Here is a 13,191-nt window from a genome sequence, read left to right as displayed (position 1 = left end):
TTCTCGTCCTGGCAAGCCGTTACAGGCACATCTCGGTCACGCCGCCGCGCCGGCGAGCATTGCCGGCTGTGCCGTCGCTGCAATTTGATCGTTGTTCATGGAGGGGGAATGACTGAAGCTTCCAGAACGGAAGATTCCGGAATTCAAACCGGCGATCGCCGGCCGCACCCTCTTTGGCCGGGCGGTTATCACGGAATCGACCGCCCCGTCTTCACAGTTTCGGGAGCATGGGCGTAGGGCGCAAGCGCGCGCATTGCCCGGGCGCTGCCGGCGGCGAGCGACATGCCGGGCAGGGCACCCATCGATCCGTTCGAACCTCGTTGCATTGCCGTACCCAATTCCGTGCGCCTGTGTCCGTGCGCCTGTGTCCGTGCGCTTGTGCGGCGGCTAGATTTCCGGCCGTTGAGGGATGCTTATGCCATCCGATCTTTTCGCCAGTTTTTCCGAACTGTTGAATCTTGTTTCTGAATTGTGTCTGGGCAGCCTTCCGTAGGGCCGCTTCCTGCAGTTTCAGCCCTTCCAGAAAAAATCTCATAGCGCCCAGGAATAAAGCGCGGCCCTTGCGGGTCTTCTCTGCAAGCGGGGCAATCTTGCGGTCCGCGACCCATAGAAAACGAAACAAGGATTTACCGAAATGACCAAGCTCGCTCTCAGCGTGGCTGCGATGTTGCTTGCCTCGACTTCTGCCTTTGCCGGCAGCGACCATTTCAACGCCAATGGCCCCAACCGGCCGGGCGCCGCCGTCGACACCAATGTCACCGCCTCGATCCCCTACACGGCACGTCCTCACGGCGTCGACACCAAGGTGACGACTGGGCCGAGCCGGCCGGCGACCAAATCCGATGCGGACGAACCCGGCCAGGGCATCTGGGGCAACTGAGTTCACGGGTCGGCGCCGGATCCCGGCGGCGCCGATCCGATCCGCGATCAGCGACGGAGGGCCAGGGCTTGGCGCTCCGTCATTCCATTCGACGTTTCGCCTTAGCCACCACTCAACAGAGGAGATCACCATGTTCAGCATGTCACGCCGCACAGTGCTTCGATCCGCCGCCGCCGCTGCCGCCTTCGGCCTTGCCGGCAAGCTGGAATTCACCCGTCCCGCTTTCGCGCAGACGCCGGTGGAACCCACCGTCGGTTCCTACAAATACACGGTCGGCGATATCGAGGTGACCGCCGTCTATGACGGCATCTGGAAGAAGCCGCACGACCCGGCCTTCATCAAGGATGTTTCGGTCGACGATACCAAGGCAGCGCTCGCCAAGGCGGGGCTGACGACCGACTTCATGCCCATTCCGCTCACCATAGCCGTGCTCAAGATGGGCGGCAGGCTGATCATGATGGATGCCGGCTCGGGCGTCGGCCAGTGGCAGGCCAACGCCACGCACCTGCCGGCCAACATGGCCGCCGCCGGCATCGACTACAAGGCGATCGACACCATCATGATCTCGCATTTCCACCCCGACCATGTCTGGGGCCTCATGGAGAAGGGCACCAACATGCCGGTGTTCCCCAATGCCGAGCTGATCGTCAACGCCACCGAATACAAGTGGTGGACCGACCCGAGCAGGCTGGCGAAGCTGCCCGAGGGCCGCAAGCCGGCGGGCAAGCGCATCGCGGAGAATTTCCCGAAATGGAAGAACTGGAAGCTGGTCGAGGACGGCGCCGAGGTCGCGCCCGGCATCCAGATCATCGCCGCCCCCGGCCACACGCCCGGCCATTCGGTGTACCTCGCCAATTCCGGCAAGGAACAACTGATGATCTCGGCCGACACCATGTATGTGCCGGCGCTTCTCGCACCGCATCCGGAATGGCAGGGCGCCTATGACCAGGACGGGCCGACGGCGATCGCCACGCGCCACAAGATCATCGACCGGGTGATCGCGGACAACATCCGCATTTCCGGTTCGCACTTCCCGTTCCCGGGCACCGGCGTCTTCGTCAAGGACGGCAATGCCTACGGCTTCACGCCTGTCGAAATCTGAGCGCGAGCTCCCAACCCAAGCGAGACAGACAATGAAACAATCCTTTTTGGGCAAGCACGCCCTGTTCGGCCTGCTCGGCGCCATTGCCGTGCTGACCGTGGTTCCCGTCGCAACCATCATCCCGGCCTATGCGGTCGACGACATCGAGGGCGCCGACGCGCCCGACCTCACCGCCGTCAAGGCCAAGATCGACGCAAAAGATTACAACGGCGCGCTGGCGGACCTGCGCGACCTCGCGCAGGACAACCAGCAGGCCGACGTCTACAATTTGCTCGGCTTCACGCTGCGCAAGACCGGCGACTTCACCACCGCGCTGACCTACTACAACAAGGCGCTGGAGCTGAAACCCGACCACAAGGCCGCCCGCGAATATCTGGGCGAGCTCTATGTCGAAACCGGCGACATGGCCAAGGCCGATGAGCAACTGGCCTCGCTGCAGAAACTGTGCCCGACCGGCTGCGACGAGCTTTCCGACCTGCGGAAAGCCATCGATACCAAGGTGACGAAGTAAGTTCTCCCCCCCGGATTGCCCCCACTTGCGAAGGGCAATTCAGGGCATCCGACCTCTCCCCGAGGGGAGGGTGGACACGAAGCGGCCGGATGAGGGGGGCTTGCGCCAACCCCGATGGATCGCAAAGTTCGGGCGCTCGTGGCTGGCGCCCATTGCCGGAGCCGGCGCCTCTCCCTCGAGCCGGCTCCGGCCCTTTCAAGCATCACATTCGGCAGGCGCTGTCCTCGCGCGGCGCATGCACGGTGTCAAAATATCGGAGGCTGACCATGACCCTGAACGAACGCGCCGCGAAGCTGCACGCCCTCGTCACCAAACTCTATGTCAGGGATCTGCCCCTGCTTGTCGGGCGCCTGCTCATGTCCTTCATCTTCCTGCATGAGGGGGTGACACTGGCCACCCATTTCGACGGCGCCGCCAAGGCGATGGCCGCGCAAGGCGTCGGTCTGCCGCTGTTTGTCGCCACCATCGCGTTGCAACTGGGGGCAGGGCTCTCGGTGGCAACGGGCGTGCTGACGCGGCTGGGGGCGATTGGCCTCGGCCTCTTCTGCCTGGCAACGGCCACACTGTTCCACACCAACTTCGCCAGCCAGAGCGAGCTGCTGAATTTCGAAAAGGATCTGGCGATCGCCGGCGGCATGTTCGTTCTGGCCGTCGCCGGCGCCGGCCGGATCTCGCTGGATTGGCTGCTGGCCCGTACCCTGCAGCAGCGCCAGCGCGATAGGGAAAGGGTGGCGTCGCTGCTGGCGGTCGAGAACCAGTTTCCCCCAGAGGTGAGGCTGCCGGTCTGAGGAGGAGCTGAGCCCGCGCGACCCGTTCAAACGCCTGCGACACGTACTTTGCTGGAACCAGCCTTGATGCTCCGCATTCTATAAGCAGGGGCTGAAGGAGCGTGACGTGAAAGCGATTTTGGCATTGGTCGGCGGCTTTGTCTTGACCCTTGCGGTCTTCGGCAGCGGGCTGGGCTTTGCCGCCTGGCTGCTCGCCGCCAAGCCCGCGCATGAGGCAAGGCCGACTGTCAGCGTGGCGGAACTGTGGACCAGGGACGCGCGGCCGGTGAACAAGGCGGCGCAAAATCTGCAACGCTTGCCAGCCGACCAGCCCGCGCCGCCCGATATCGCCGTCAAGGCGCAGGCACCCGATCCGGCCGCGACCGGATCGATCGCGCCGGCGGCTGGAGCCGACGCGCTGCCGGCGTCCCATGTCAGTTGGTGCGCGAACCGCTACCGCTCCTACAATCCGGACGACAACAGCTACATGTCTTATAGCGGGCAGCAGCGCCCCTGCGTCTCGCCCTATCTCGACGCCGGCGACGACCAGGACGCGCAGCCATCGGCAGCCGTCAGCTATGTCGAGGGCGGTGTCGCCCCTGCGGTCGCCACGACGGCGCTTTCCGCCGACCATGTCGATTCCTGCTTCAGCCGCTACCGCTCCTACAGGCCCGACGACAACAGCTATCAGCCATATTCCGGGGGACCCAGGCGCCAGTGCGAGTAGCCGCCGGTGCCATGCAGGCCTGGCTGAAGGGTTGCATCTTGTCATCCCGACGATCACGCAAATTTTTTGGATCGTTCGCACCGGCGCGGCGTTCATGCCTCACATGAGTGGAGGAATGACATGAGCGACGACCGCGACGACAAGATCAGGAACCGCGCCTACGAGATCTGGCAACGCGAAGGTGGCGGCGATGGTGACCATGAGCGGCACTGGAGCCGGGCCGAGATGGAGATCGACAGGGAAGCCGCCCTGCCGCTGACGGCGGATGACGCGCTGCCACAAACCGGCGAGATCGCGAGCTCCGACGTTCTGACGGTGGAGGAACTGGCGATCCGCGCGGGCATATCGGGCGAGGAGGCGCAGGAGCTGATCGACCGTCTCGGCACCGACCGCGCCGCGATCGAGCAAGCCGCGCGCAGCCTCAAGCCAAAGCGCGGGCGCTGAACGCGCGAGCCTTTCGAAACAACGCGTTGGTGCAACTCGATGACAAGATGATTCATCGAGCCACCGAGCGCAAAACCATGATCGCCCCGAAGCCGGCGCTCTCTTGGAGCGCTATCCCTGGTCATCTCCGACAATGTCGGAACCCTTGGCCGCCTCGGAGGTTCACCCTGTCCCCCATTGCAAAGGAGATGCACTCATGGACCACGCCAATCACGTAAGGCTCAGCCGCGCCGAACTGACCCCGGATACGCTTGAAGGCGCGACCATCTACGGCCCCAACGACGAGAAGATCGGCTCCGTCGACCATATGCATGGCAGCAGCCAGGTCGTCATCGACGTCGGCGGCTTCCTCGGCATCGGCGCCAAGCCGGTCGCCGTCGCCGCCAACGAACTCGATTTCATGCGCGACGAGGACGGCGACGTTCACGCCGTGACCAGCTGGACCAAGGACCAGCTGAAAGCCATGCCCGAACACCGCGACTGACAATAGGAAGGGCTCGGCGATCGTCGGGCCCTTCGTCCTTTCCTGAGGAGAGACCGATTATCAGGAAGCTGAAAGACGGAAAATATCGGCTTTATTCAAGGAAAAAGGACGAGAAGACGGGCAAGCGGCGGAATCTGGGCACGTTCGACAGCCGCGAAGCGGCGGAGAAGCACGAAAGGGAAGTGCAGTATTTCAAGCGGCATTGAAGGGATCGCTGTTGCATAGCGGTACACAGAGACCGAGGCCGCTGTAGGCCTGTCGGCCTCCTAGGGGGCCAGCAAAGCGGCGGACCTTTCAGCCGCGCTTGCAAGCCATATGGAACCAAATACGCGGCCACGCGTTAAGGGCTTCGGCCCGATCCGGCCGGGGGTTCGCGTGGAGGGGTTTTTGGGCGCATCTCGGTTACCAAAAGAACAACTGGACTCTCGACAAATCCTTAGCGCTCTCAAAGCTTTTCGAAACGGCGATTTCTCCGTCCGCATCGAAAACGTCTATGATGGGCTGAGTGGCGAGATTGCAGACACGTTCAATCAAATCGTCGAACTCAATGACCAGGTGACGCGGGAATTCGCGCGGCTCAGCCGGGTGGTCGGCAAGGACGGGCGCATCAGCGAGCGCGGCCATGTCAGGAACGCCAAAGGTAGCTGGGAATCGAGCGTCCGATCGGTCAACGACCTGATCGAGGACATGGTGCAACCGACCGCCGAGGTGGCCCGGGTCATCGGCGCCGTCGCCAAGGGCGATCTGTCCCAGACCATGATGGTGGAGATCGACGGCAGGCCGCTGCGCGGCGAATTCCTGCGGATCGGCAAGATCGTCAACACAATGGTCGAGCAACTCGCCTCGTTCACTTCGGAGGTGACGCGCGTGGCGCGCGAGGTCGGCACCGAGGGCAAGCTAGGCGGTCAGGCCCGGGTCAAGGGGGTGGCGGGCACCTGGAAGGATCTGACCGACAATGTGAACGCGATGGCGACCAACCTGACGAGCCAGGTGCGCAACATCGCGGAGGTGACCACCGCAGTCGCTTCGGGCGATTTGTCGAAGAAGATCACCGTCGACGTGAAGGGCGAGATCCTGGAGCTGAAGTCGACCATCAACACCATGGTCGACCAGCTCAACTCGTTTGCCGGCGAGGTGACGCGCGTCGCGCGCGAAGTCGGCACCGAAGGAAAGCTCGGCGGCCAAGCCCGCGTCGAGGGCGTCGGTGGCACCTGGAAGGACCTGACGGACAGCGTGAACCTGATGGCCGCCAATTTGACCGGCCAGGTCCGCAATATCGCCGATGTGACGACCGCGGTCGCGCTCGGCGACCTGTCGAAGAAGATCACCGTCGACGTGAAGGGAGAGATTTTGGAGCTGAAGTCCACCATCAATACGATGGTCGACCAGCTCAACTCATTTGCCGGCGAGGTGACGCGCGTTGCACGCGAGGTCGGCACGGAGGGAAAGCTCGGCGGGCAGGCGCAGGTGCGGGGTGTCGCCGGAACCTGGAAAGATTTGACCGATAACGTCAATTCAATGGCGGCCAACCTGACCGGCCAGGTGCGCAACATCGCCGAAGTGACCACCGCGGTGGCTCTTGGCGATCTGTCGAAGAAGATCACGGTCGACGTGAAGGGCGAGATCCTGGAGCTCAAGAACACCATCAACACGATGGTGGACCAGCTGAATTCCTTCGCCTCGGAAGTGACGCGCGTCGCGCGCGAAGTCGGCACCGAGGGAAAGCTCGGCGGTCAGGCGGAAGTCCGTGGCGTCGGAGGCACCTGGAAAGACCTGACCGACAACGTCAATCTGATGGCCGCCAATCTCACCGGCCAGGTGCGCAACATCGCCGATGTGACGACGGCCGTCGCGCGGGGTGATCTCTCCAAGAAGATCACGGTCGACGTGAAGGGCGAAATCCTCGAGCTCAAGAACACCGTCAACACGATGGTGGACCAGCTCAACTCATTCGCCTCCGAAGTCACGCGCGTTGCCCGCGAAGTGGGCTCGGAGGGAAAACTCGGCGGCCAGGCCCATGTCGAGGGGGTCGGCGGCACCTGGAAGGACCTGACCGACAACGTCAACGCCATGGCCGGCAACCTGACCGTGCAGTTGCGCGATGTCTCCAAGGTCGCGACCGCGATCGCGACCGGCGATCTCACCCAGAAAATCACCGTCGATGCGCTGGGAGAGATTCTGCAGATCAAGGACGTCATCAACACGATGGTGGACCAGCTGAACTCCTTCGCATCCGAGGTGACGCGCGTTGCCCGCGAAGTGGGATCGGACGGCAAGCTTGGCGGCCAGGCACAGGTCCGCGGTGTCGCCGGCACGTGGAAGGACCTGACGGATAACGTCAACGCCATGGCCGCCAATCTGACGGGCCAGGTCCGCAACATCGCGGAAGTGACGACCGCCGTTGCGCTGGGCGACCTGTCGAAAAAGATCACGGTCGACGTTCGCGGCGAAATTCTCGAGCTCAAGGACACCATCAACACGATGGTGGATCAGCTCAACTCTTTCGCCTCGGAAGTGACGCGTGTCGCGCGCGAAGTCGGCACCGAGGGGAAGCTTGGCGGCCAGGCACAGGTGCGCGGCGTCGCCGGCACCTGGAAGGACCTGACCGACAACGTCAATTCGATGGCCGAGAATCTGACCGGCCAGGTGCGCAACATCGCCGATGTGACGACCGCGGTGGCGCGAGGCGATCTGTCGAAGAAGATCACCGTCGACGTCAAGGGCGAGATCCTGGAGCTGAAGTCCACCATCAACACCATGGTCGACCAGCTCAACTCATTCGCGGGCGAGGTGACGCGTGTGGCGCGCGAAGTCGGCACCGAGGGCAAGCTCGGCGGCCAGGCACAGGTCGAGGGCGTGGCGGGCACCTGGAAGGACCTGACCGACAACGTCAACCTCATGGCGACCAACCTGACCAACCAGGTGCGCGGCATCGCCGATGTCGTCACCGCCGTGGCGCAGGGCAATCTCAAGCGCAAACTCGCCGTCGATGCCAAGGGCGAGATCGCGTCCCTGGCGGACACCATCAACGGCATGATCGAAACGCTGGCGACCTTCGCCGATCAGGTGACCAACGTCGCCCGCGAGGTCGGCATCGAGGGCAAGCTCGGCGGCCAGGCGAGGGTGCCTGGCGCCGCCGGCCTGTGGCGCGACCTGACCGACAACGTCAATCAGCTGGCGGCGAACCTGACCACCCAGGTGCGGGCCATCGCCGAGGTGTCGACCGCGGTCACCAAGGGCGATCTTACGCGTTCCATCAGCGTCCAGGCTTCCGGGGAGGTCGCGGCGCTCAAGGACAACATCAACGAGATGATCCGCAACCTGAAGGATCAGACGCTCAAGAATGCCGAGCAGGATTGGCTGAAGACCAACCTCGCGCGGTTCTCGCGCATGTTGCAGGGCGAGCGCGATCTGGCCACGGTGTCGCGCATGATCATATCGGAACTGGCGCCGCTGGTGAACGCGCAGTATGGCGTTTTCTACGTAACCAATCGCGACGAGGATGAGTCCTATCTGGAACTGGCAGCGTCCTACGCCGCCGAGGGCAAAGCCAAGATCCGCCAGCGTGTGGACTTTCGGGAAGGCCTGATCGGTCAAAGCGCGGCCGACAAACGGGCGATCATGCTCGACGAGGTTCCCTCGAGCTTCCTGCGCATCAGCTCGGGCCTCGGTGAAGCGCCGCCGGCCAGCGCCATCGTTCTGCCGGCATTGTTCGAGGAAGAGGTCAAGGCGGTCATCGAACTCGCTTCGTTCAGCCGCTTCAGCGACACGCATCGCCTGTTCCTCGAGCAATTGATGGAGTCAGTCGGTATCGTGCTCAACACGATCGCCGCGACCATGCGCACGGAAGGGCTTCTCAAGCAGTCACAGCTTCTGACGTCCGAACTGCAGTCGCGCCAGACCGAGCTCACCAAGAAACAGGAAGAGCTTCACGCCACCAACGAGGAATTGCAGGAGAAGGCGCAGCTTCTCGAGAACGAGAAAAAGCAGGTCGAGAACAAGAATCTCGAGATCGAAATGGCCAGACGGGCACTCGAGGAGAAGGCGGAACAGCTGGCGCTGACGTCCAAGTACAAGTCCGAATTCCTGGCCAATATGAGCCACGAGCTGAGAACGCCGCTGAACTCGCTGCTGATCCTGTCCAACCTGCTCGCGACCAACCAGCAGGGCAACCTGAACGACAAGCAGATCGAGTTCGCTCGCACGATCAACTCGGCGGGCACGGACCTGCTCAGTCTCATCAACGACATACTGGATCTTTCGAAAATCGAATCCGGCACGGTTTCGATCGAGCTCAACGACATGCCGCTCGCACATCTGCGCCAGCATATGGAGCGGACCTTCCGGCAGCTTGCGGCCGACAAGGGGCTTGGGTTTACGATCAAGATCGATCAGATCCTGCCCGAGACGATCCGTACGGACGAAAAACGGCTGCAGCAGATCGTCCTCAACCTTTTGTCCAACGCCTTCAAGTTTACCTCCCAAGGCGACGTGACGCTCAGCATCCATGCCGAGCGGACCGGCCGCGCAAACGGCGCGGCGGCACTGCCGCAAGCGCTGGCCATCGCCGTCACCGACACGGGCATCGGCATTCCGGAGGACAAGCAAAAGCTGATCTTCGAGGCGTTCCAACAAGCCGACGGCACGACCAGCCGCAAATACGGCGGCACTGGCCTCGGCCTCTCGATCAGCCGGGAAATCGCCCGCCTGCTCGGCGGCGAGTTGCGCGTCGAAAGCCAGCCTGGAACGGGATCGACCTTCACGCTTGTCATTCCCTTCGACGGCCCGCGCAGCAGCAGTCTTGCACCGCAGGTCGAGCTTTCGCCGGCCGCCGTTTCCGTTGCGGCCAGCAGCACGACAGGAACGCCGGAACTCGCCGACGACCGTGATGCGATCGATCCATCGGACAGGGTGGTGCTGATCGTGGAGGACGACCCCACTTTTGGCGGGCTGCTGCTTGGTCTTGCACGATCGGCCGGATTGAAAGGCGTGCTCTCCACCGCCGGCTCGGGAACGCTGGCGCTTACACGCAAGCTCATGCCTGATGCGATCACGTTGGATCTCGGCCTTTCGGACATTGATGGCTGGGTTCTCTTCGACCTTTTACGGCACGATCCGAAGACCAGGAACATACCCATCCACGTTATCTCCGGCGCCGAAGACATCGAGCTTCTCACGCGCCGAGGCGCCGCAAGCGTTTCCAGCAAGCCGGTGTCCGCCGGTGAACTTTCACGTGTCTTCGACGACATTCAGTCGAGGACACTCAGGACACAACGCAATGTGCTGGTCGCCGATCCGGATCCAGAGCGTCGCCTGGCGCTGGTGGAAGCCATTCGCGACGGCGTCACGTCGGTCACCGCCATCGGCCGTGTCGCGGCCAATGCCGACGGGGGTGGTATTGCCGGATATGATGCCGTCGTGTTCGGTTTTGGCCGTTCGGCCAAGGACAACGCCCAGATGCTCGATGAGATCATGTCGCAGTTCGGCGATTTTGTCCCGCGCCTGCTCTTCTTCACGCCCCATCCGGACGCCTTTCAACAGCAGATCGCCCTGCATCCGCCGCTCAGCGATGTTCCGCGTGCCGACAACTTTGCCCAGCTTGGCTTGTTGATGTCCGCAGCCCTTCCAGGCGACAGGCCCGACAAGGAAATCCTGGCTTCCGAACAACTCGACAACGCCGATCTGGCCGAGGCCAAGGTTCTGATCGTCGACGACGACATTCGCAACATCTATTCGCTGACCAGCGTGCTGGAAACTTACGGTATCGAGGTGCAGCATGCCGAGCGGGGGCGGGACGGCATAGCCATGCTTGAAGAGGCGCCGGACGTCGATGTCGCCCTGATCGACATCATGATGCCCGAGATGGACGGGTACGAGACAATGCGCCGGATCCGCTCCCAGCCGGAAATCGCGCACATTCCGCTGATTTCCGTCACGGCCAAGGCGATGAAAGGAGATCGCCAGAAATGTCTGGACGCCGGCGCGTCCGACTACATCGCCAAGCCCGTCGACCTCGACCTGCTCCTCGCCCTGCTGCGGGTTTGGGTCGGTCGCTCGCGCTCGCGAGCGGGGACATCGCGGGCAGACGGCGACGACCGCAATCTGATCGCGCCCCGGCGGATTTAGCAATGGCGGCGATGGAAGCAGAAAGCAGCGAACCGTTCGAAAAGCTGGGGCCGGTTCGCGTTCTCGCTGTCGACGACGACGCGCGAAATCTCCTTGCCATTGAGGAGGCACTTGACGGGGTCGGGCAGGTGATTTGCGCCCAGTCGGGCGACGAGGCGCTGCGCTTTCTGCTCAAGGACGACTTCGCCGTCATTCTGCTGGATGTGCTGATGCCCGGTCTCGACGGCTACGAAACCGCTTCGCTGATCCGGAGGCGCGAACGTTCGAACGCCACGCCGATCATCTTCCTGACCGCCATCAACAAGGAAGAAGCACATATGTTGCGCGGCTATGACGCCGGCGCGGTGGATTATCTGTTCAAGCCATTCGACCCGTCGATGCTGCGGTCCAAGGTCATGGTCTTCGTCGATCTCTATGAAAAGACGAGGGAAATCGAACGGAATGCGGCCAGGGAGCAACTGCTGCTTGAGCGAGCGCTGAAGGCGACCTCCGACAAGCTCGACGCCGAGCGGGCGCTGCGGCATTCCGAGGCCCGGCAGGAGACGATCCTCGCCTCGCTGCCGATCTGTTTTCACGCTCGCGCGGCCGCGGCGCCATTCGCCGCAAGCTATGTTTCCAAGGGGGTCGAGCGGTTGACGGGATTTTCTCCGAACCGGTTCATGGCGGATCCAGATTTCGGCATCAGCCGGGTCCATCCGGCTGATCGGGACGCGGTGACAAGATCGCTTTCGGCCGCCCACGAGACCGGCTCTTATGGGTGTGAGTTCCGCTGGCGATGCGCCAATGAGGAATATCGGGTATTCCTCGACCAGGGAGTGGTCGCCAGGAATGGCGCCGGGCTCGAACTGCTGGGCACCATGCAGGACATCACCGAGCAGCGCCATCTGGAAAGTCAATTGCTGCAATCGCAGCGGCTCGATGCGATCGGCAAGCTGACCGGCGGACTTGCCCACGATTTCAACAATCTGCTTGCGGCGATCCTCTCCGGGCTGAGCCTGCTCGAAAGGCAAGTGAGCCTCGACGGCAAGGCGGCCCAGGTTCTCGACATGACGCGCCGCTCCGCTTCCCAAGGCAAGGACCTCATCCAGCGCATGCTCGCCTTTTCAAGGCGCCAGGATCTGAAACCGGTTGCCGTGCGGATGTCGAGCCTGGGAGACACGATGACCGGCCTTGTGGCGCCGATCCTGGGCGGCCTGGTGCGCTTCGACTGGCATGTCGGTGACGACATATGGCCGGTGCATGCGGACCCGGCGCAGCTTGAGCTTGCTTTGATGAACCTGGTCTTCAATGCCCGCGACGCGATGCCTTCCGGCGGGACAATCTGCGTCAGGGCCCACAATCGCAGCGTCGGCCATTCCGGCCAGGGGCTTGCCGCGGGCGACTATGTCAGGCTTGCGGTCGAGGACACCGGGACAGGTATCGCCGCGGATGTCATCAGCAAGGTGATCGAGCCGTTCTTCACGACAAAGCCGATCGGGAAGGGCACGGGTCTGGGCCTCAGCACTGTCTATGGTTTCGCCAAGCAGTCGGGTGGCACGCTCAGGATTGACAGCGAGCTTGGCCACGGCACCACCATGGAGCTCTGGCTGCCCCGTTCACGCGAGGCGCAAGACGTTACCGCCAGGGATGAGCTCGTTTTCGAAGCCAGTGCCGCCAACAATGCCGGCACGGACCTCCCGACGGCGGTTGAGGATCAGTTGCCGACTGTTCTGCTCGTCGACGACAGTCAATCCCTGCGGGAGTTGACGGCGATGTCGCTGCGGCAATCGGGTTTCGACGTGACGGCGTTTTCCGGCGGCGCCCAGGCACTGGCCGCCATCGAAAAGGAACCGGACCGTTTCGACGTCATCGTAACCGACTTCGCCATGCCGCTCATTTCGGGCATCGACGTCATCCGCTTCGCCCGAAGCCTGCGCGCGGATTGGCCGGCACTCATCGTCACGGGCTACGCCGATGCCGAGAAGATCTCGGACCGCCCTCACGACGTGGCGTTGATCAGCAAGCCCTTCGAAGATGCTCACCTGGTAGCAGCCATTCGATCAGCTTCGCGCCGCCGCTGAAGGCCGTGGTTCGTGGGGAGCCGCACTTGTCGTCGATCCTTGGAGGGCGCTTAGCCGACCTCCCAATTTCTCGCACCAGCTGCCGAGTTG

At 63.0% G+C, this 13,191-nt stretch carries 9 protein-coding genes; all 9 read left to right on the top strand.

Features of this window, described 5'->3' with window-relative positions; genetic code table 11:
* Nucleotides 1-634: 634 nt before the first annotated feature.
* The 9 genes from FJW04_RS20790 to FJW04_RS20745 all read left to right on the top strand — a co-directional run bounded on the left by FJW04_RS20790 (nt 635) and on the right by FJW04_RS20745 (nt 13,101).
* A complete protein-coding gene (locus tag FJW04_RS20790; RefSeq protein WP_140716367.1) occupies nt 635-880 on the top strand; it encodes a DUF680 domain-containing protein in 246 nt (81 codons plus the stop codon).
* A 130-nt stretch (nt 881-1,010) separates the two neighbouring features.
* The gene (locus tag FJW04_RS20785; RefSeq protein WP_140716365.1) at nt 1,011-1,982 is read left to right on the top strand and encodes an MBL fold metallo-hydrolase; all 972 of its coding nucleotides are present in this window, start codon (nt 1,011-1,013) and stop codon (nt 1,980-1,982) included.
* Between the two features lie 31 nt (nt 1,983-2,013).
* Nucleotides 2,014-2,493, top strand: a complete 480-nt coding sequence (locus FJW04_RS20780; RefSeq protein WP_140716363.1) for a tetratricopeptide repeat protein — start codon at nt 2,014-2,016, stop codon at nt 2,491-2,493.
* A 266-nt stretch (nt 2,494-2,759) separates the two neighbouring features.
* Complete coding sequence (locus FJW04_RS20775; protein WP_140716361.1) at nt 2,760-3,281, top strand: DoxX family protein; 522 nt, start codon at nt 2,760-2,762, stop codon at nt 3,279-3,281.
* Between the two features lie 106 nt (nt 3,282-3,387).
* Nucleotides 3,388-3,987 (top strand): BA14K family protein, encoded by a 600-nt coding sequence (locus FJW04_RS20770; RefSeq protein WP_140716359.1) that lies wholly within the window; start codon nt 3,388-3,390, stop codon nt 3,985-3,987.
* A gap of 120 nt (nt 3,988-4,107) precedes the next feature.
* A complete protein-coding gene (locus FJW04_RS20765; protein WP_140716357.1) occupies nt 4,108-4,431 on the top strand; it encodes a DUF2934 domain-containing protein in 324 nt (107 codons plus the stop codon).
* Nucleotides 4,432-4,627: 196 nt separating this feature from the next.
* Complete coding sequence (locus FJW04_RS20760) at nt 4,628-4,915, top strand: hypothetical protein (protein WP_015316916.1); 288 nt, start codon at nt 4,628-4,630, stop codon at nt 4,913-4,915.
* A gap of 375 nt (nt 4,916-5,290) precedes the next feature.
* Entirely contained in the window at nt 5,291-11,041 is a 5,751-nt protein-coding gene (locus FJW04_RS20750) for a HAMP domain-containing protein (RefSeq protein ID WP_246671925.1), read from the top strand.
* 2 nt (nt 11,042-11,043) lie between these two features.
* Nucleotides 11,044-13,101, top strand: a complete 2,058-nt coding sequence (locus tag FJW04_RS20745; RefSeq protein ID WP_140716353.1) for a response regulator — start codon at nt 11,044-11,046, stop codon at nt 13,099-13,101.
* Nucleotides 13,102-13,191 lie beyond the last annotated feature (90 nt).

The sequence above is a fragment of the Mesorhizobium sp. B2-7-3 genome, from assembly GCF_006440715.1.
In the GTDB taxonomy this organism is placed as follows: domain Bacteria; phylum Pseudomonadota; class Alphaproteobacteria; order Rhizobiales; family Rhizobiaceae; genus Mesorhizobium; species Mesorhizobium australicum.
The sequence above is the reverse complement of the archived record's forward strand: the minus strand, read 5'-3'. Positions and strand labels throughout refer to the sequence as shown.